This window comes from Lutibacter sp. (assembly GCF_013139515.1).
Lineage (GTDB): Bacteria > Bacteroidota > Bacteroidia > Flavobacteriales > Flavobacteriaceae > Lutibacter.
The window spans coordinates 14,753-36,519 of sequence record NZ_WTAR01000040.1; the positions used below are offsets into that span (position 1 = coordinate 14,753).

At 28.7% G+C, this 21,767-nt stretch carries 16 protein-coding genes; 3 read left to right on the top strand and 13 right to left on the bottom strand.

The annotated features are described in order from the left end of the window. Window positions 1–165: 165 nt before the first annotated feature. From GQ540_RS04950 to GQ540_RS04965, 4 genes are all read right to left on the bottom strand, one after another. On the bottom strand, window positions 166–1,782 hold the full coding sequence (locus tag GQ540_RS04950) for an amidohydrolase (RefSeq protein ID WP_291798205.1): 1,617 nt from the start codon (window positions 1,780–1,782) through the stop codon (window positions 166–168). 16 nt (window positions 1,783–1,798) lie between these two features. Continuing rightward, window positions 1,799–3,202, bottom strand: coding sequence for a M20/M25/M40 family metallo-hydrolase (locus GQ540_RS04955; RefSeq protein ID WP_291798208.1), 1,404 nt, complete (start codon window positions 3,200–3,202; stop codon window positions 1,799–1,801). A gap of 63 nt (window positions 3,203–3,265) precedes the next feature. After that, entirely contained in the window at window positions 3,266–4,996 is a 1,731-nt protein-coding gene (locus tag GQ540_RS04960; RefSeq protein WP_291798211.1) for a TonB-dependent receptor, read from the bottom strand. Between the two features lie 33 nt (window positions 4,997–5,029). Next, window positions 5,030–8,047, bottom strand: a complete 3,018-nt coding sequence (locus GQ540_RS04965; protein ID WP_291798213.1) for a tetratricopeptide repeat protein — start codon at window positions 8,045–8,047, stop codon at window positions 5,030–5,032. A 204-nt stretch (window positions 8,048–8,251) separates the two neighbouring features. Here GQ540_RS04965 and GQ540_RS04970 point away from each other — a divergent pair, with 204 nt between their 5' ends. Together GQ540_RS04970 and GQ540_RS04975 are read left to right on the top strand one after the other, a co-directional pair. Beyond that, window positions 8,252–8,941 (top strand): cell division ATP-binding protein FtsE, encoded by a 690-nt coding sequence (locus tag GQ540_RS04970; protein WP_291798216.1) that lies wholly within the window; start codon window positions 8,252–8,254, stop codon window positions 8,939–8,941. 2 nt (window positions 8,942–8,943) lie between these two features. Continuing rightward, the gene (locus GQ540_RS04975) at window positions 8,944–9,843 is read left to right on the top strand and encodes a glycosyltransferase family 2 protein (RefSeq protein ID WP_291798219.1); all 900 of its coding nucleotides are present in this window, start codon (window positions 8,944–8,946) and stop codon (window positions 9,841–9,843) included. Here GQ540_RS04975 and GQ540_RS04980 read toward each other — a convergent pair. The 6 genes from GQ540_RS04980 to murQ form a co-directional block, all read right to left on the bottom strand. Continuing rightward, a complete protein-coding gene (locus GQ540_RS04980) occupies window positions 9,817–10,890 on the bottom strand; it encodes a glycosyltransferase (RefSeq protein ID WP_291798223.1) in 1,074 nt (357 codons plus the stop codon). The two genes, GQ540_RS04975 and GQ540_RS04980, sit on opposite strands and share 27 nt — an antisense overlap. Before the next feature lie 30 nt (window positions 10,891–10,920). Continuing rightward, window positions 10,921–11,148 carry a uroporphyrinogen decarboxylase gene (locus GQ540_RS04985; protein WP_291798226.1) on the bottom strand — a complete coding sequence of 76 codons (228 nt, stop codon included), beginning with the start codon at window positions 11,146–11,148 and terminating at the stop codon, window positions 10,921–10,923. 246 nt (window positions 11,149–11,394) lie between these two features. Beyond that, window positions 11,395–14,313 carry a glycoside hydrolase family 3 N-terminal domain-containing protein gene (locus GQ540_RS04990; protein ID WP_291798229.1) on the bottom strand — a complete coding sequence of 973 codons (2,919 nt, stop codon included), beginning with the start codon at window positions 14,311–14,313 and terminating at the stop codon, window positions 11,395–11,397. Between the two features lie 28 nt (window positions 14,314–14,341). After that, entirely contained in the window at window positions 14,342–17,257 is a 2,916-nt protein-coding gene (locus GQ540_RS04995) for an FAD-binding and (Fe-S)-binding domain-containing protein (protein WP_291798232.1), read from the bottom strand. 11 nt (window positions 17,258–17,268) lie between these two features. Further along, window positions 17,269–18,336 carry an anhydro-N-acetylmuramic acid kinase gene (locus tag GQ540_RS05000; RefSeq protein WP_291798234.1) on the bottom strand — a complete coding sequence of 356 codons (1,068 nt, stop codon included), beginning with the start codon at window positions 18,334–18,336 and terminating at the stop codon, window positions 17,269–17,271. 9 nt (window positions 18,337–18,345) lie between these two features. Continuing rightward, window positions 18,346–19,158: an N-acetylmuramic acid 6-phosphate etherase gene (gene murQ, locus GQ540_RS05005; RefSeq protein ID WP_291798237.1), complete on the bottom strand. Its 813-nt coding sequence runs from the start codon at window positions 19,156–19,158 to the stop codon at window positions 18,346–18,348. A 190-nt stretch (window positions 19,159–19,348) separates the two neighbouring features. On the opposite strand from murQ, the gene GQ540_RS05010 reads away from it, so the two are divergent. After that, window positions 19,349–20,002 (top strand): GDSL-type esterase/lipase family protein, encoded by a 654-nt coding sequence (locus tag GQ540_RS05010; protein ID WP_291798240.1) that lies wholly within the window; start codon window positions 19,349–19,351, stop codon window positions 20,000–20,002. Between the two features lie 166 nt (window positions 20,003–20,168). Here GQ540_RS05010 and GQ540_RS05015 read toward each other — a convergent pair whose 3' ends face one another. The 3 genes from GQ540_RS05015 to GQ540_RS05025 all read right to left on the bottom strand — a co-directional run bounded on the left by GQ540_RS05015 (window position 20,169) and on the right by GQ540_RS05025 (window position 21,761). After that, a complete protein-coding gene (locus GQ540_RS05015) occupies window positions 20,169–20,354 on the bottom strand; it encodes a hypothetical protein (RefSeq protein ID WP_291798243.1) in 186 nt (61 codons plus the stop codon). A 371-nt stretch (window positions 20,355–20,725) separates the two neighbouring features. Further along, the gene (locus GQ540_RS05020) at window positions 20,726–21,229 is read right to left on the bottom strand and encodes a hypothetical protein (RefSeq protein ID WP_291798245.1); all 504 of its coding nucleotides are present in this window, start codon (window positions 21,227–21,229) and stop codon (window positions 20,726–20,728) included. Window positions 21,230–21,239: 10 nt separating this feature from the next. Beyond that, window positions 21,240–21,761 (bottom strand): hypothetical protein, encoded by a 522-nt coding sequence (locus tag GQ540_RS05025; protein ID WP_291798248.1) that lies wholly within the window; start codon window positions 21,759–21,761, stop codon window positions 21,240–21,242. Window positions 21,762–21,767: the final 6 nt, after the last annotated feature.

Here is a 21,767-nt window from a genome sequence, read left to right on the forward strand (position 1 = left end):
TGTTATGTATAAGGGGGCTATAACTTTTTACATCATGCTAATTTAAGAAAAAAAATGAATATTTAACTGCTAAACGTTAGTTATTTTTGAGCAAACTCAAAATTTAACAATTGTAGAATGATTTAAAAATTTTAAATAATCAATTATTTTAAGCGAAAACTAGTTTTAGTATACTCTTTCTCCGCCAATATACGTTTCCTCTACTTTTAAATATGGAATTTTTGACAACTCTATCTCCATAATATTCTTATCAAGAATTATAAAATCTGCAAATTTTCCAACTTCAATACTACCTTTTTCTTGTTCTTCAAAATTTGAATATGCAGCCCAAATTGTCATTCCTTTTAAAGTTTCTTCACGTGTTAATGCATTTTCCATTTGGAAGCCATTTTCAGGGTAATTATTTAAATCTTTTCTGGCAACAGCTGCATAAAAAGTTAAAAAAGGGCTTACTCTTTCTACAGGAAAATCTGTGCCTAAAGCAATTTTTCCATAGTTGGTTAATAAATCTTTGTAAGCATAGGAACTTTTAATTCGTTTTGACCCAACTCTGTCTTCTGCCCAATACATATCACTTGTTGCGTGAGTTGGTTGTACAGAAGGTAAAATATTATCGAAATATTTAAAATCTTCAGGATCTAAAATTTGTGCGTGCTCAATTCTCCACCTTCTATCTTTTTTCTCAATTAAAACTTCTTGATAAGTTTTAAGCAATAAATAATTGGCAGAATCACCAATTGCATGTGAATTCATTTGATAATCAGATGCCGCTATTTTTTTAGCAATATTCATAAATTCTTCTGGAGAAGCTAATAGTGCTCCAAAATGATTGTGTTTGTCTGAATATGATTCTTTCATTGCTGCACCACGAGAACCTAAAGCTCCATCTCCATAAACTTTTATTGAGCGAACATTTAGTCTATCTGTTTTAATAATTCCTTTATTTAGGTAATAATCTAAATTTTTAGGAGAATTAGAAACCATTGCGTAGATGCGAATTTTTAATTCGTTTGCTTGTTGTAAACTATCAATTAACTCAATCGTTTCTCTAGAAATTCCAGCGTCATTAACAGTTGTTAGACCATAGAAAAGACAAATTTTCTCAGCCTCTTTTAACGCTTTAATTTGTTCTTTTTCTGAAGGAAGTTGAATTTTAGCTTCAATTAATTCCATAGGATTATCAATGAATATTCCAGTCAGTTTTCCATTCTTTTTAAGTATTTCACCACCAGAAAAAGGTGTATCTATAGTTACACCAGCCAAGTTAATAGCGGCTTGATTTGCTAATAAAGCATGGCCGTCAATTCTTCTCACTGCAATTGGTGTATTTGGAAACAGTTGGTCTAACTTATCTTTAGAAGGAAATTCTTTTACTTCCCAATCATTTTGATCCCAACCACGACCAGTAATGTAACTTACTTTTTTTTCTTTCTGAAAATCAACAATGCGTTGTACTACTTCATCAAAACTTTTTGTACCTGTTAAATCTACTTTTTGTTGTTGCAATCCTAAACCATAAAAATGACAATGAGCATCTATAAAACCAGGTAAAATTGTTTTTCCTTTCGCATCGTTTATATATGTTGATGCATATTTTGATTGTATTTCTAAGCTAGTACCAACATCAATAATTTTACCATTTTTAATGGCAAATGCTTCAGCTTTATCAAAATTAGTATTTACAGTATAAACGTTCGCATTTATAATAAGTGTATCTGCTTTTTCTTTTATCGAACAAGAAATGGTTACCATAGTTAAGAGTAATAGCGCTATTTTTTTCATGATATGGTTTAATAAATTAGTCTAAATAAGTATCTAATAAATAAATTAAGGACGCCATTGATGCAGCTCCTAACTCAAGTTCGCGTTTGTTTACTTTATCAAAAGTATCAGTTGAAGCATGATGATAATCAAAATAACGTTGAGAATCTGGTCTATAACCAAATAATGAGATGGTTTCATTTTTTAATGGACCAATATCTGCACCGCTTCCACCAGTATTTATATCTAGCAATCCGTAAGGAGCTAGTAGCGGTTTCCAACTCATAAACAAATCGTAATTTTTTCCGCTTTCATCAAATGAAAACCCTCTAGGAGTAAACCCACCAGCATCAGATTCTAAGGCTGCAACATGAATTTCGTTATTTTTTTTAGCTTCCTCGGCGTATTTTTTTCCGCCTCGTAAACCATTTTCTTCATTCATAAATAAGACAACTCTAATAGTATGTCTTGGTTTAATATTGTTTAATTTTAATAAACGAGCTACTTCAATAGATTGAACAATTCCTGCACCATCATCATGAGCTCCATCTCCTAAATCCCAAGAGTCTAAATGCCCACCAACAGTTATGTATTTTTCAGGAGATTCACTTCCAGTAATTTCACCAATTACATTAAAAGAAGGAGCATCAGGTAAGGTTTTACAACTTTGTTTGAAATAAAATTTTAATGTTGGATTTTCTTTTAGTTTTTCACTTAATAAGTTCGCAGCTTTTGTACTTATTGCAGCAGTTGGTACTTTTTCTTCGTCTAATAAATCTCCATAACTCATAACGCCAGTATGCGGATAATCATCAATACTATTTGTCATTGAGCGAATAATTGCGCCTACTGCTCCAAATTTTCCGGTTACTTTTGCACCTGAGTATCTTTGATCAACGCAACCTCCATACGCGTGAAAAGTTCGTATTAAAGTATCATCAAACGGACGGTTAAAAAAAACTATTTTACCTCTTAATTCTTCACCTAACGCTTCAGCTTCTTCTAAACTTTTAACTTCAATTACTTCAGCAGAAATACCATTTTCTAAAGTTGCAATTGAACCACCTAAAGCACAAATAGGGACATTAATTTTAGTGTTATTTACAGTAAAATGTGCTTCTTCTTTTTCTCCACGAACCCAGTGAGGCACCATAATTGGCTGTAACCAAACCTTATCAAAATCTAATTCTTTCATTAATTTCTCTCCCCAATCAACAGCTTGTTGAGCTTCAGGAGAACCAGATAAACGACCGCCAATATTATTTGATAAAATAGCTAACCATTGATAACATTGCCCGTTTGTTAGCGCTGAGTTAAAAATATGTTTAATTGCTGTTGAGTCTTTTTTATTTACAATTGACTTAATTCTTTTAGTTGATTTAATTTCAGAACAAGAAATTAAGACACTAATTAAACTTAATGTTAAAAAGAAGTTTTTCATTTAGGGTAGTTTTTTTAAGATGGTTAAAACTACATAAAAAAGATGAAATAAATTTGATTTGTATTACAAGTCAAATTTGTAAGTAATACCTGCTAATATTTGTAATGTTTGAACTTGGTAATTTATAAAAGTGTGATATTTCTCGCCTAGAGCATTGTTGATTTTTGCAAATGCAGTTAACCTGTCAGAAAAAATATAGCCACCGTTAAGGTTTAAATCCATGTATGAATTATTTTCAACAATACTACCGTTTTCAGTAGTTAAACCAAACGGAATTACAAAATCGTTGATTTTACCATTATAAAATAATTTGGCGCCAGCAAACCAGTTTTTATTTTGATAGTCGGCTGAAATAGTTGCTTTTATTGTTGGTAAATTCCACGCTTCTAATTGATTTTCTGTTGTAAAATTTGAATAATTTAAAGTACCACTAAAATCAAATTCTTCAGAAGCATCTATTGTAATTTCGGCTAAAAAATCCAACGTTTTAATGTTATCATAAATTACTTCAAATGAGTTCCCAGCCTCATAAGCGTTATCAATCAAAATAGTTCCATCAGTTTTTGTTTGATTTTGAATAAATAATGGTTTGTTTATTTCGGATGTATGACTCACATTAAAATTGTAACCAATGTTTGAAGCCAATTTTCCTTTTGCGCCTACAAATGCTTTATATTGTTTATCAGTTTGTAATATGTTAAGTGTTGGCGAAACATATGGGTTTTTATTTGCGAAATTACTGTAGGTGTTTTGGTATAAATCACCCGTAACGCCTGCAACTAGTGTTAGAACTTCATCAATCATTTTTAGTGACGCGGTTACATTTGGGTAGGCATAGAAATTAGTTATTTTATTTTCTAAATCGTTAGTATAATAAAGTTTAGCACCTAAGTTAATTGTTAAATTTTCTCGAAGAACTTCAAAATTCGGGTTAAATCCTAAATTTAAATAACTGTATTTCAAGTCATCAGTTGTTGTATAATTTTGTTTGAATTTTCCTGAAATAACATCTATTAAAAAATCAGCATTTATAAGCTCTGTTGAAATTGGAAATTCGATTTTAGGTTTTACTAAAAGACGAATTTCGTTACTGTTATAATCATCTGAAAAATTCAAAATTTCGGCAGTTGCACCTTTAAAAAAAGAGTCTTCAAAATCAATTTTCCCACCTACATACATATTTTTATAAACTTGCTCTTCGTTTAAGGAGTTTATAAAAGCATCTTCAAAAATTAGGTCACTCGATAAACCATAATAATTAAATTGCTTGCGTTGTATACCAGCATTCACTTGCCAATTATAATCTCTATCAAATTGTTTGTAATAGCCATCAATTCTAGTGTCAGAAAAATTAGTATTTAACAATGCATCATTAATACCACCTTCAGAAGAATGGTGATTTATAAAAATGCCAAAATCGTTATATCTTGTGTCTCCAGAATGAATGTAGGCTTCAAATAGCGGACTTGTAAAGTTCCCAAACCCTGCTGAAATATAGTTTTCGAATAAACGATCTTTAGGCTCTCTAATAACACCTTTTGCTTTTCCTTTTGAAGGTGTAAATGTTGAAGCCACAGGAATTGAGAAAATACTATAAGTAACTTTTTCCTTTTCAATAGCGCTTGTGTCTTCAATAGTTGGATTTGATGTTACTTTAAAAGCATCAGAAATTTTTGGAGTGTATGGTTTTACAACACTAATTTCTTCTGTTTTTAACGTGTCTTTTTTTGTTTCTTGTGAAAAAGAAAACCCAGTTATTAATATTGTTAATGAAGTTATGATAAGCTTTCGCATATTTTTATGTTTATTCGTTTATTAGAGTAATTATTAATTCTTTACAGACTCATTTGTTTTGGCCTGTTCTGTTTTAATTCTTTTGAGCTCTTTTGTTGCTTCTTCAACAACATCATCAAATTCAGCAAAGTTTTTTAGTACACTCTCTAAAATATAAGTTGCTTGGTAAGCATCTTTTAATTCGTAATAATTGGTCGCCATTAAAATTAAACCTTTAGCTCCCCAATATTTATAGGCTGAATAATCTGCAGCAATTTTTTGAACTATTTCATTAGAAACTCTATAGCTTCCATCTTTATTTTCAAAGTAGGCATCATAGAATAAAGCTTCAGCTTTTAGTTCTCCAGAAGCAATTTTCTCGACTTCTTTATATGCTTTTCTTGCTTTATCTTTATTTTCAGTTTGTATAGCTGAACGTGCAATAATAACGTGTGCATCAGATTTTATACGTGCTTCAAGTTTTGTATTTTGTAACACCACTTCAGCATAATTTACAGCTTTACTATAATTTTTATTGGCGTAATAACCTTTCATTAAGTTAGATTGTGCAAACGTTATACTATGTGGTAAATTAGCTTCACTTTCCAAACGTTCTAATAACGGAATGGCACTGTTCCAATTATTGTTTTCTAAATGTATTTGACATAAACTTGAAAGTGCATTCTCGGTAAATTCATTTCTTTCTTGATTGATAACAAATGTGTAATTTGGAATTGCTTTTGAATGTTGGTTTTCAGAAAATAACGATTGTGCTAAATAAAAATTAGCATGTAATGTGTGCAATCCTTTAGGGAAACTTTGTAAGTATTTTGTGAAACTAACAATCGCTTTTTTATGATTGTTTTGTAAGTATTGTTTTTCAGCAGATTCATACGTGTCGTTATCTAATTCAGCATCTGTGACATTCACAAAATCAATATCTTTTACCCAAGCTGCATACTCGTCAACGCGACCTATATCTACATAAATTTGACGTGTGTTTTTAACTGCTTGTTTTGCTTCAGCAGTATTTGGAAAGCGTTTTACAATGTTTTTGTAAATTGTTAAAGCCTGTTCATTTTGGTCAGTATTGTAATAAATTAAGCCTTTTTTAAGCAACGATTTTGAAATTAACAGACTTCTTTTAAAGCTTGAAATTAGTTTGTTAAAGCTTTCTAGTGCCAACTCATTTTTATTTTTATTGAAGTAAGAATTTCCTAAAACATATAAAGCATCATCTCTATATGTAGATTTTAAATATGTGTTTAAAAATGAATTTAACTCAGCTATTTTATCATTTTCTTTGTTGATTAAACCGTAACTTATTGCTTTTTGAAATTGAGCATAATCTGCATCAATTCCATTTATTTTAATTGCTTTATCGTAATAATTTATTGCATTTGAATAACTACTGTTTGCAAAATAACTATCAGCAATTCTTAAATAACTATCGTTAATTCTTACAGCATCATTTGTATTTTTATTGGTATAATTTTTAAATTCTTGTATCGCCTTTTCGTATTCTTTTAGTTTAAAATAAGTGTACCCAACATTGTAATTTATATGTTCAAACTCATTAGTTTTTGAAGCTTCATTATTTGATGTGAAATCTTTAAAACTTGCTAAAGCATCATTAAAATTATTTAATCTGTAATTGCTTTCTCCTTTCCAAAAAGTTGCTTGAGCAGTAAAATTTGCATCTAAAGGAATTCTTAAAGAACTTTCAAAATTTTCTTTTGCACTGTCATAATTTCCTTCAGAAAATAGCTCTGCACCTCTATAAAAAGCAACCTTTTGAAACAATGTTCTTTCTTTAGCACTTTTCTTATTTTTTAAATAGCTTAAAGCACCTTCAAAATCTTTTGAAGTAATATAAGCACTGATAATCAATTCATTAATTTTACTTTTATGTTTTGAATTTGGATATAATTCAACATATTCTTGTAAAACATCAGGAACGCTTTTATAAGGGTTTCCAATTTCATAACTTAATTTGGCATAATTTAACCAAGCATCTTTTTGTATTTCAGGCTTAAACTTCATATGCGCAGCATTTCTAAATGCATTTAAAGCTTCATTTTTTTTCTCCAGGTTTAAATAACATTCAGCTAAATGATAGTAAGCGTTTTGTGCAACCGCGTTATTTCCACTAATAATTTTGTTGAAATTGTTTATAGCATTTTCAAAACCGTTTTGTTTGTAATAAGCGTAGCCCAAAAAGTAATAATCAGTATTATTCCATTTGCCTCGTTTTCCTTTGTAATTTTTTAAATGAAGAATTGCTTCCTCATATTTTTGAAGATTAAAATAACTTTCACCAACAATTTTAGAAATTTCAGAATGTTCTACACGTTTAGCTTTTTCAAGAAGAGGCAAGCCGTATTCGATAGCTTTTTCAAACTTTCCTAATTTAAAGTTCATATCAGCTAAATAGTAAGAAACATTTGTTTTAAAGTTTTTATCTTCAACCACTTCACCTAAATAGGTGTCTGCTGTTTCGTAATCATCATTTTTATAAGCAATATAACCGTAATAATATTTTGCTTGAGCACCATATTCTTGAGAGTCTAACAACAATAAAAAGTATTCTTTAGCTTTTGAATACGCTTTGTTTGCAAATAATGAATAGGCATATTTAAAGTTAAAATCTTCTTCTTTTCGTATGGTTAAATTGGTAGTATTTACTTTGGGATACCATTTTGCGGCGTATGAATATTTTCCAATTTTAAAATAATAATTAGCAACATCCATAAAAGCACTGTTTCTTTTTGTGCTTGTTGGGTATTTATCTACAAATTGTTGCATTAAATCATCAGAGTTTGGCTGTTCTAAACGTATGGCACAGTTGGCAGCATAATATTCACAATTGGCTTTTAATTCAGACGAATTGTCAAACTGAGATTTAATATTGTTAAATTTTTGTTGAGCAGCTACAAACGCTTTGTTTTGATACAATTCAATTGCGTGGTTGTATTCAGAAAGTGAATTGGTGTAAATTGCTGTTTTTTGTGCTAATAATGAAAAGGTTATAAAAAATACAATACATGGTAGAACAACTTTTTTATACTTCATTTTAATAAAAATTGAAAGATTTAATTATAAACTAATAACGCATTTTTTTACTGAAATTGCATTTGTTAGCTGTTATTTTTTTATGAATGAACTATTACAACAACTATTCCTCTTTTAATTTTTAAGAAACTATTTTATTATTAAATAGGTATAAGTTGAAACTTTAAGTTTAAATATTTAGATTTGTTAAAAATCTATTTTTCTATGTCTGAAGTAATCTTATCCTTAAATAATGCACAAATATTTCAAAGAGAAAATTTAGTGTTATCTGATGTTAATTTAACTATTAATAAAGGTGAGTTTGTGTATTTAATTGGTAAAACTGGTAGCGGAAAAAGTAGTTTAATGAAAACTTTATATGGAGATTTGCCGTTAGAACAAGGAAAAGGTAGCATTGTAGATTTCAATTTAAAAACCTTAAAAGAAAAGGAGATTCCATATTTAAGAAGAAAAATAGGAATTGTTTTTCAAGATTTTAAATTATTAAATGATAGAAGTGTTTTTGAAAATTTATTATTTGTTTTAAAAGCCACAGGTTGGAAAGATAAAGTAAAAATGAAAGCTAAAATTAACGAGGTGTTATCTAAAGTTGATATGGAAACTAAAGATTTTAAAATGCCCTTTCAATTATCAGGTGGTGAACAACAACGTATTGCAATTGCAAGAGCGTTGTTAAACGACCCTGATTTAATTTTAGCCGATGAGCCTTCTGGAAATCTTGATCCAGCAACTTCAGTAGATGTTATGAATGTTTTAAAGGAAATTCACGAAAGTGGAAAAACTATTTTAATGGCTACGCATGATTATGCCCTTATTTTAAAGTTCCCTTACCGAACTATTAAATGTGAAGGCGGTGAATTATTTGAAGTGGTGCAACAAAAAAGTATGGTCTAGTCATGATTTCGGTTTTAATTCCTGTTTATAATTATAAGATTCAATCTATAGTATTGAATTTACTTCATCAATTTAAAAATATAAATTGCAAATGGGAAATTTTACTATCAGACGACGCTTCAAATGTTGAATTCCTCATTGAAAATTTTAAATTTATCAATAAGTTAGATAACTTAAATGTAATGTTATTTCAACAAAAAATAAATTTAGGAAATGCTTCAAATAGAAATTATTTAATAGAAAAGGCTTCATATGATTGGTTGTTATTTTTAGATGCTGATGTATTGCCAGTACACAATAATTTTATCTCGGTTTTTAAAGATAAACTAGAATCAACGGATAAAGATATTATTGCAGGGAATGTAATTTATGATAATAAGAATCCATTGCCACATTTATTAAGATGGAAATATGGAAAGAAGAAAGAAGAAATAGCTTTTAATGAAAGAATAAAAAATACAATTCTAAATGTTAGAGGAGCCAATTTTGCAATACGAAAGTCGGTAGCATTAAAATTAAATTTTCCAGTATTAAAAGAAAAGTACGGTTTTGTAGATACTCGTTTTTTTCTTCAGTTTAAAACTGATCAAATTTGTATAACTGAAAATCCAGTTTATCATTTAGGAATTGAAGAAAACAAGGTCTTTTTACAAAAAACTAAAAAGGCAATTTCAAATGCATTATTTCTATTAAATACAAATGATAAATTAGCTATACAAATTTCACTTATAGCAAATTATAAAAAAATTAGACTTTTAAAACGGATTTTATCTAAAGTATATTCAATATTTCGTTTGAGCTTTGAAAAAAAAATGTGTTCAGGTAAACCATCTATTTTTACTTTTCAAGTTTATAAAATACTGTATATAAGTCATTTAGACGTTTCTAAAAATAGATATTAATTTTTCTTCTTGACTTTCCCAAACTAACTCTTTTGAAGCTTTTTCTAAATTAACATTATAAAATTTTTTCTCATTTTTTAGTACTTTATTAATGATTGTAGCAATATTTTCAGGAGTATGATTGTCTATTATTTCACCAACTCCATAAGTTTTAATTACTTTTTTAATTTCAGGTAAATATGTTGCTACAACAGGTGTTTTAGCCTGTATATAATCAAATAATTTATTAGGAAGAGAATATTTGTAACTTAAGCCTAAATCTTCCTCTAAGCTAATTCCTAAAGTTGCATTTTGAGTTATGGATAGTAACTTTTCTGGTTCAAGATTTCCTAATAAAACTACCTTATTTTCTACATTACATTGTTTAATTTGTTCTTGAATTTTAGATTTAATAGGGCCATCTCCTGCAATTTTCAACTTAACATTCTCAATTGTTTGCATAGCTTCTATTAAAGCTAATAATCCTCTCCCATTATTTAAAGCTCCCTGATAAAGAATATATTTATCTTTTGACTCTAAAGAAGAGGATTTATTAAAGTTTGGAAAATTTTTTATTACCAAAGGTTTCACATCATATTTTTTGTGAAACCAATTTGCAATTGAATCTGAAACTGTATAGAAATGTTTTTGTTTTGGGACTAGCCATTTTTCTAGAAATCGCCATATTTTTTGTGAATATCTTCCTTGTATTGAAGGTAATTCAGTAAACAATTCGTGGCTATCATAAACTAACTTCTTATCAAATAGTTTACTTATTAAATAATTTGGTAACAAAGTGTCTAAATCATTAGAAAGTAAAATGTCTTTTTTTAGAAATAAAAGTTTAAAAAATAAGCGTAAATTATATTCAGAATAAAATAAAAAACCAGAAGTAAACAAAAGTTTCATTCTGGTAGTTTTATAATTTCTGTTAATTTTTTTACTATTTTTTAGTTTTCTGCCAATTAGTAAAACATCAAAATTCATTTCAGTTAAAGTAGTACATACTTTATGAACTCGTTGATCAGTTACTAAGTCATTTGTTACAGAAACTATGATTCGTTTCAAAGCATAAATATTTTATGCAAAATAAGAAATTTATTTTTCTTTTTTAGTAAGATAATAAACGTTAAGCATTAAAATAAATCCATTAGTTATAATAATTGGCCACGAAATAGCTAATAGTATTCCATATATTACAAATAATAATGCACCAACTGAGTTAACAATTCTTAAAGTATTTACATTTTTCATCATAAATGAAATAATTAATACTACTGAGGCTAGATAACCTACCCACTCTGTATATGTAATTCCTAATATCATATGTTTAATTTTTTAAAGCCGACAAATATAGGAATAAAAGCTGCATAAACAGTAAGGTAAGTCTATAAAAAAAGAAACCTCACTCAAAGAATGAGTGAGGAAAATTGCTATGAAAAAGATGGTAAGCTATGAAACTTACCAAGGCAAAGATACAAACTTTTTTAATACGAAAACGTTTTATTTTGTTAATTTTTATTAAAAATAAGATTTATGTAACAAAAATAACATGTTTTTAAATTTTGTGAATTATTCGTAAATAATTGCTTCATAAATTAAATTATGTATAATGGTTCTAATATCTTTTTCTCCTAGTTTGTTATTACTCATAGTTGGATATACTCTATTTGATAAAAATACATATAAAATACCATTTTCAGGATCTACCCAAGTGTAGGTTCCTGTAAATCCGCTATGACCAAAACTACTATTTGAAGCTAAATCTCCAGCAGCTTTCTCTTCTGGGTTTATTTGTGGCTTGTCAAATCCAAGACCTCTTCTTACGCTATCTTTTGCATAATATCTATAGTTAAACTTATCAATAGTGTTACTTTCAAAATATCTTTTACCACCGTAATAACCTTTTTGTAAATATAGTTGCATCATTTTCGCAACATCATTTGAGTTTGCAAATAACCCTGCATTTCCATTTACACCATTCATCATTCCAGCACCCATATCATGAACTGAGCCTTGTAGGGTTTGATGTCTAAAATAACTATCAATTTCGGTTGGTACAATTTCAGTTTTTTTGAATTTCCCTAAAGGATTATATCCTAAAGTTGTAGCTCCTAATGGTTTGTAAAAATTTCGGCTATTTAAAACATCCATTTCTAAATGAAAAGTATCTTTTATATATTTTTTGAATAAGTAAAAAACCAAACCACTGTATTTATAACCATTTTCCTCTCTTTGTGGTGAGTCATAAATTTTCTTATAAATGGAATCAGTATAAACGTTTTTTAAATATAAATTTTCTGCAACTTTAATTGAAAAATCATCACTTTTAGTTGTTTTATAGAATTTTTTTAATGGTATTTTAGTAATACTATCTATAGTTTCTAAGTAATAAGGAATCCAAGGTTTTATTTTAGCAACGTGAGATAATGCTTCTTTAATAGTAATTGTATCTTTATTAGAACCTTTTAAATAAGGTAATAATTCACCAAGTGTAGAATCTAAATTAAGTAAACCCATTTCTTCACTTTTCATTATCATTGGTAAACCTCCTAATATTTTTGTGACAGATGCCAAATCATACAAATCGGTTAATTTTACTTTTTGTTTTTTGTCGTAAGTATGGTATCCAAAACTTTTATGATATATAACTTTTCCGTAACGAGCAATTAAAACTTGTCCGCCAGGAGCCATTAATGAGTCTGTTACAGAGGTTGTTACAGAATCTATTTTTTGAAGTAATTTACTACTCATATCAACTTCTTCAGGAATTGTATATGATAATCGCATTAAATTTGAAGTAGATAATCCTGTTCCTTCAGGAAATATATGTTTAATTGAAACAGGTAATTTTCCTTTTGTTTCAATCGCACCAAAAATTATTTGTGCTGAAATTTCTTGTGAAACTGTACTATTTTGATATGATACTAAAATAGCATCAATATTTTCAAATTTATTGATGTTTAACAGTGTGTATGGACTTGCAAATACATCTAATATTACACGGTTGTTTATAGATATTTTTTGAAGCTTGTTGAGCTCTTCAGCAGACATTTTAAAACTTTTCCAAGGATTGATATTTGATTTGTGGTAACCAATAATAACCGTGTTATAAGATTTTAAAGTTTGTAGTAAAACAGACAAGTTTTCTTCTTTAATAATATCAACTTGTGTATATTTTTTTAAAGTATTTGTAAAACTAAAATTATCAGAATCACCCAATTTCACATATGCTATTTTATTGTCCGTTAGTTCCTTAATAGGTAAAATATTTTTTTTATTTTGAACCAATGTTATTGCTTCTTTCATTAAAGATCTATACAGTAATTTATCTTTTATAGTAATAATATCTTCTTGAATGTTGCTTTCTATTATTGGTTTAAAATTGTTTAACCCAGCCCAATATTTTGCTTTTAATATTTTTTTAACTGAAGTGTTTAACCGCTCAAGTGTAATTTTTTTATTTTCTAACGATTTTTTAATTTTAGTTACTGCAGCTTGTACATTTTCAGGTATTAAAAGCATATCATTTCCAGCAATAAAGGCTGCTAAATCAATATCGCCAGGTTTTGCATAATTAGCAGCGCCTTTCATATTCAAAGCGTCCGTAAATATTAACCCGTTATAGCCCATTTTCTCCTTTAAAAGTTTGGTAATTACGTTGTATGAAATTGAAGTTGGAACTCCTTTTTTTGGTTCTAATGAAGGTACATTTAAATGTGCAACCATTACACTCGCTAAATTGGTTTTGAATAATTCTTTATAAGGAAATAATTCAATAGAATCTAAACGTTCTAAATTAAAATCTAAGAAAGGAAGTGTTTTGTGTGAATCGGTTGAGGTATCACCATGACCAGGAAAATGTTTAGCATTTGCAAGTACGCCAGTTCGTTGCATTCCGTTAGTAAAAGCAATCGCTTTTTCGGTTACATTGTATTTATTTTCACCAAATGATCTATTTCCAATTATTGGATTTGCCGGATTCGTATTAATATCTACAACTGGGGCAAAGTTAACGTGTATTCCAATTCTTTTGCAATGTTTACCTAATTGTTCCCCAAATTGTTCAATTAATTTATTGTTTTGAACAGCTCCTAAAGTCATATTCCAAGGATAACGGAATGAGTTTTTTAAACGCATATTTAATCCCCATTCACCATCAAAACCAATTAGTAAAGGTGTTTTTGATTTTTTTTGATAAATATTTGTTAATTCAGCTTGTTTCTCAGGTGTACCTTGCATGAAAATTAAACCACCAATGTGGTATTTTTCAATCATACTTTTAATGTAAGTTGTATGTTTTTCATCTTTATTAGAATACGCTTGAATCATAAAAAGCTGACCAATTTTTTCGTCTAAAGTTAATTGACTCATGATGTTTTCAACCCATTCTTCTTGATTCTCAACATCAGAAGTTAGTAGTGGATCAATTTGTTGTCCGTAACTTGTTGTAAGGAATAAGAATAGGCTTACAATAAATATGTTTTTCATTTTAATTATTTTTTTATTTAACTTCAAGCTATAAAAGCGCTTCTCTTAATATGGTGACAGGATGTTTAGAATTCCTATTTGTACCGTCTTTTATTTGATGTCTGCAACTTGTTCCTGAAGCTGAAATAATAGTGTTATTATCAGTGTTTCTAATTTTAGGAAACAACGTGTCTTCACCAATTTGCATACTTATTTTGTAATGTTCTTTTTCGTAACCAAATGAACCAGCCATCCCGCAGCATCCAGAATTTATGATGGTTACTTTGTAATTTTTAGGAATAGATAACATTTGAAATATAGATTCTATGTTACTCAAAGATTTTTGCTGGCAGTGTCCATGAATTTTTAGTATTTTTTTTTGAAGTGTAAAACTTTTTGAAGTAATATGCTTCTTTTCGAATTCTTGCTTTATAAACTCTTCAATAGTAAAGCTGTTTTTCGCAATTTCTTTTGCCGCTTCTTTATCGTCAGCCAATCTTAAATATTCATCTCTAAATGTTAAAATTGCAGAAGGTTCAATACCAACCAAAGGAGTTTTTTTAGAAATAAGGTTTTTAAAAAAGCTCACATTAAAATCTGTTTTTTCTTTTGCTTTATCTAAAATTCCTTTTGAAATAAAACTTCTTCCACTTTCTTCGTGTTGTGTAATGTTTACTTTGTAGCCTAATTTGGTTAATAATTCAATAGTGTTAATACCAATGTTAGCATCATAATAATTGGTAAACTCATCAACAAAAAGGTATAGTTCTCCAAATTTTGAAGGCTGATTTATAAGTCTTTTTTGATGTTTTTTATACCAATTATAAACGGTTGTTTTTACTAATTTAGGAATGCTTCTTTTAGTTGCAATCCCCATAATTTTTTTTGTAAGTTTTGTGTTTAAAATTAAATTAGTGAAAGTAGGAGTTAGGCTACCTAATTTATTCCATTTTACATTATTTGCGAACATTTTAGTTCTAAAAGGAATGCCATTTTCTTTATAATATTGATGTAAAAATTCAGCCTTTAAAGCGGCAATATCAACATTGCTTGGGCATTCGCTTGCGCAAGCTTTGCAACTTAAACACAAATCAAAAACATCATATAATTCTTTGTGATTAAACTTATTTTGTTCTTCTGAATTTGTTAAAAATTCACGTAAAACATTTGCTCTTGCTCTTGTAGTGTCTTTTTCATTCCTAGTTGCTCTGTAACTTGGACACATAGTTCCACCAGCCTCAGGTAGTTTTCTACAATCTCCAGAACCATTACATTTTTCGGCAGCTCTTAAAATTCCTAAACTATCTGAAAAATCTTGGATAGTTTCAATTTCAGGTTCAATTCTATCAATTTTATAACGAAGGTCTTCATCCATAGCAAATGGATCAATAATTTTACCTTTATTAAAAATGTTATTTGGGTCAAAAGTTTGTTTAATACGTTTTAAAAGTTCATAATTTTTGTTACCAATCATTAAAGGAATAAATTCAGCTCTTACAATTCCATCACCATGTTCACCACTAAATGAACCACCATATTTTTTTACAAGTTTGGCTGTTTTTGTTGTTATTTCTCTAAATAAAATAACATCTTCTTGTTTTTTTAAATTTAAAATTGGTCGTAAATGAATTTCTCCGGCACCAGCATGTGCATAATACACCGCTTCTTGACCATACTCCTCCATCATTTTAGTGAATTCAGTAATATAATTTGGTAAATCTTTCACTTCAACGGCTGTATCTTCAATACAAGCAACGGCTTTATTGTCGCCAACAATATTTCCTAATAATCCTAAACCTGCTTTGCGTAAATTTAAGGCTTTATCAATGTTTTTTTTCAATAATTTTGGAAATGCGTATCCTAAATTATGTGCTTTTAAATCAGTTATTAAATCATCTGCTAATTTGTTAGATTCTTTATCAGAATTTGTACAAATTTCAAGCATTAAAATAGCTTTAGGTTCACCTTCAACAAAAAATCTATTTTTTAATTGTTCTCTATTGTTTTTAGTACAATCTAAAATGGTTTTATCCATTAACTCACAAGTATATAAATTATGGTTCATTGCGGTTACAACAGCTTCCATACTTTCTTTAATACTGTTAAAATGTGCAGCAACCATAATGTTTTTAGAAGATGGTAATGTGTCTAATTGTAATGTTATTTCAGTTATAAAAGCTAATGTGCCTTCACTTCCGGTTAATAGTTTTGCAATATTTATGGTAGTTTTTTCTCCGCCAAAGACTTCAAATTTTAATAACTCATCTACAGCATAACCATTGTTTCTTCTGTGAATATTTGTTTTTGGAAATTCTTTAATTATTTCTTGTTGATTTTCTTCAGCAGAAAGTTCATTAAAGATAGTTTTGTAGATAGAATTTTCTAATAAATTTCCTTGTCTTTTTTGATTGAATTCAATAGTAGTTATTTCATTAAAAATGGCTTTAGAACCATCACTTAAAATGGTTTTTAGTTCAATAACTTTATCACGGGTTACACCATATTTGATGGAAGTTGTACCTGATGAATTATTACCAACCATTCCGCCAATCATACATCTATTACTTGTTGAAGTGTTTGGTCCAAAAAACAAACCAAAAGGCTTTAAATAGTCATTTAATTCATCTCTAATAATTCCTGGCTGAACAGTAACGGTTTTTTTATGTTCATCAAAAGCTAAAATTTTAGTGAAGTATTTTGAAATATCTACCACCAATCCATCTCCAACACATTGCCCGGCTAATGATGTTCCAGCAGCTCGTGGAATTAGTGTTGTCTTATTTTCTGTAGCAAATTGGATAAGAGTTTTTAAATCTTGATTGTTTTTTGGATAAATAACGCCTAAAGGAAGTTTTCTGTAAACGGAAGCATCAGTAGCATATATACTTTTGTGTAAGTTGTCTAAATGTAGTTCACCCGACAGTAAAATTGCTAATTTGTTAAGATTTTCAGTTATAGAACTCATTAAAAATTTATTTATGATGCTGTAAATATAATACCGCTGCTATGATTTTTACTTGCACCAGTAACACTTTTTAGGCAATTATTTTTACCTTCATCTTTTAAATAACCTAAAAACGCAAAAACCAATGCTTCTTTATAATTTATAATTGTGTTATTAGGCACTATAAGTTTTGTTTTTGTATACCACTGAATTCTATTCATGAGAAAGGTGTTAAACGCACCTCCACCAGTTATTAGGATTGTTTTAGATTCGTTTGAATCAACTTTTCTTGTAATTTGTATTGCAATGTGTTCAACAAAAGTTCTTAAAATATCTTTTATGTCAAGTTTGTAATTATCAATAATTGGAAAAATTATTTCTACAATAAATTCGTAGCCTAATGATTTTGGTTTTACCTTATTATAAAATGATAATGAATTTAACTCATTTAATAAATCTTCATGAATTAAACCTGTTGAAGCAATAGTTCCTTTATCATCATATTCAATATTTAATGAAGTAACATAATGGTTTAAAACAATATTTACCGGGCAAATATCATAAGCAATTCGTTGGTTATTTTCACTCATTGAGATATTTGAAAAACCGCCCAAGTTTAAGCAATAATCATATTTAGAAAATAAAAGTTCATCTCCAATAGGTACTAATGGTGCGCCTTGACCGCCCAGCGAAATATCTTGTGTTCTAAAATCGCAAATGGTTTTAATACCTGTAATTGAAGTAATAGATGGTCCGTTTCCAATTTGCAATGTGTATTTTTTTTTAGGGTTGTGGTAAATTGTATGTCCGTGAGAAGCAATAAAATTAATAGTTGAAATGTTATTCTCGTTTATGAATTTTTGAATTGTTTCACCTAAAAATAATCCATAATCTGCGTCAAGTTTTGTGAGTTCTTCACCAGATAAATAAAATCCATTTTTTAAGGCTAATTTCCATTCATTATTATATGAAATTGTTGTAGCATTTAAAATTTCAAAATTATAATTGTTGGTGTTGGTAATTTTTACATAAGTAATATCAATCCCATCAAGTGAAGTGCCGCTCATTACCCCAATTATATATTTTGTTGAATTTTTCATTAACTAAAATTAATTTTTAAAATTGTCTAACACATTTTTTACATTTTTATGCTTTTCTAAAAGGACTAATGCTAATTCTTTTTCAATACCAAGTTCGTCCATCAACATTTTTACACCACGCTTAACTAATTTGTTATTGTTTAGCTGCATGTTAATCATTTTATTGCCTTTAACTCTTCCTAATTTAATCATTACAGAAGTAGAAATCATGTTTAAGGCCAATTTTTGAGCTGTTCCGGCTTTCATTCTTGTGCTTCCGGTCACAAATTCAGGACCAACAATTAATTCAATTGATATGTCTGCCACTTCAGATAAAGGGCTATTTTCATTACAAACAATACATCCTGTTGCTATGTTGTGTTTATTGGCTTCTTTAAGTGCTCCAATTACATAAGGAGTTGTTCCTGAGGCAGCAATACCAACTAAAACATCTTTATCAGAAATATTATATGTATTTAAATCGTCCCAAGCTAAATTAACATCGTCTTCTGCATTTTCAACGGCTTTTCTAAGTGCTGAATCACCACCAGCAATTAAACCAATAACCCAATTATCTGGAACGCCAAAAGTTGGTGGGCATTCGGAAGCGTCCAAAACACCTAATCTCCCGCTAGTTCCAGCACCAATATAAAATAATCGCCCGGCTTTATTCATCTTTTGATAAATAACATCAACCAATGCCTCAATAGAAGGAATCATTTTTTCTATAGCATTTGGAACTGTTTTATCTTCAGCATTTATATTTGTGAGTAGTTCTAATGTACTCATTTTTTCAAGGTGATTATAATTTGAAGGTTGTTCAGTTGTTGGTTTGTTTTTCATATTGTGTTTAGGGTTGTTAACTAAAATATGGTGAATGGTACTTTTTGAAATTCAAATTTAAAATATTTTAGGACCTAAATTGGTAATATTTTAATAAACTGAAAATAATTGACTAACAATTTTGATTTGAAGGAGTAATTTAGACTTTAGAGTACTTTTTTAACTAAATTTAAACTCTAAAGTAACTATAATGAAAATAAAAAAAACCTTTATCTTATTCTTAATTGTTTCACTAAGCTCTTTTGCACAAGAAGATGAAAAAATTTGGCAGGCTGAAATTGATGCGTTTGATCTTTTAGATAATAATGAACCAATGCAAAAAGGAATTCTTTTCACAGGAAGTTCATCAATAAGACTTTGGAAAAATCCAGAAAAAGATTTTAATAATCCTAAAATTTTGAACAGAGGTTTTGGTGGTTCTCAAATTATTGATTTAATTGAAAATTTTGATCAAATAATTTTAAAATATAACCCCCAAAAAGTAGTTATTTATTCTGGTGATAATGATGTTCAAACCGGTAAATCTGCAGAGATAGTCTTTGGAGATTTTTGTGCTTTGTACGGTATGATTAAGGCAAAGTTACCAAATGCAAAGGTGTATTTTATTGCTATTAAACCAAGTTTAAATCGTTGGAGTAAAGTATTGGAAATGAAAAAAGCCAACACAATGATTAATGAATATTTAAATTCAAAACAAAACGCAATTTTTGTAGATGTTTTTTCACCTATGATTGGTGAAAATGGAATGCCTTCAGAAAAATGGTTTATTGAAGACGGATTACATATGACAGCAGATGGTTATAAACTTTGGACAGAAATTTTAGCTCCCTACTTATTGGAATAGAAATTTTAATATCCATTAAAGTTAGATTAAGTTTTGGATTCTCTCTACCTGTTTCTATGGTGTCTTTTTTATTAGCTAGAACAATAATCTCTTTGAAAACACCTTCTAAGAAGATTTCAAAAGTTTCGAGCTAACATAATCATCTTCTAGGATAAGCAAATTCAATTTATTTGTTTTTTAATTCAATTCTTTCAAGAAACCATTCCAGTTCATCATTCGGTTTTTTGTTAGCGAGAAATAATGTGTTATTCCATTTGTCAATTGAAAAGATAATTCCTTTATTCTTCTTTTTCAATTCGGTTGAGTATGTTGTTTTTCCAGAGCCTGTATTTCCAACTATTAGGTGAATCATTTGGTTGTCTTATATGTTTGGTTAATGGATTATAGTTATGGTTTTATTGTGACAAATCCGCTAGGGTTTTCAAGCTGTTAGATTAGGTTAAATTTATAAAATGTTAGTAGGGTTATTACTATATGTAGCAATGAATTATACACGTCTTAAGTTTACAATTCACTAATTTTAATTATAAATCATCCGTAAAACAGGAGGTATTTTGGCTACAATAAATAGGCTTGTCGTTTGTTTTTTTAATATAATCACAAATATTATATGGTGTTATTTGCATGCTTATCTATAAATTTACATCCGAATTTATTATTTTTTATACTTAAAATAATGTTTGAATAATTTAACAACTCCAAACTAAAATTAAGGTATTTACATTATTTCTTTCTTTTAAATAAAATTGTATCTGATTTTATAGCTTTATTATCTACACTATACCAGGTTTCACATCCTTTTAGCTCAAACCCATTTCCAATTGCTTCAATAAGCATTGTTCCAATGCCAATCTGCCTTCTATCTGTATTTTTTGAAATTAAAAGAGCAAAACGATCCTCTATAGAGCCATTTACTTTGAACGTTTTTATTTCATTTTGATCAGATCCATTTTGAGTAATACTTATAGTCCATAATCCATATAACTTATCAGCTTCTTGTCTTAAATTTAGTAAACTATATTCTTTAGAATTATCAAATTCCTGTTTTGTTTCCCAAACACCAGATACATCTATTCCAATATATTTAATATTTCTATACCATGGAATTAACCAGTCTGCAAACATTTTAGAAATAAGATAGAGTAGTGCTGTAGTTAAAATACCAGTAAGAATACCAATAATAATGTTGCTTGTTAAGGAATCTAATTGTATAATAAGTTCATTCATAACTAATGTTTTATATAATTTGAGATAGATTAGATAATAATATTAAAATAGAGCTCATGCTTAAAGTGATACTATAAATTAATAAGATGGTTTGAAAATGTCGAAAGTAAAATTTATAAATAGCTCTGTGACCTGGAATCCAAAGAATAAGCATAGAAATGAGACCAAAAACAAAAGTGTAAGATGCGTAATTTACAAACTCCTTTGTTGCTGGTTGACTTTTGATTGTATAAATTAAAGCTGCAATAGCTAAAACAGCAGTTGCAGCAGTAAATACATTTGCCAATCTTGCATTAATAGGATTGAATAGCTCTTCTTCTTCAGCTACTGGACCAACATACCAATGCAATAAGTTTAATAGCATATTACCAAACAGGTACACTAAATTAACTATAAATGGCAACCAAAGTATTTTATAATCTTCCTTCATTAATTGGTAGCCATTTAGCTCATACCAAAAGTAAAACCAAAAAACGATAGCCAATAAATATAATAAAAAGAAGTATACTTTTTTAGATTTTAGATTCTCCATAATACT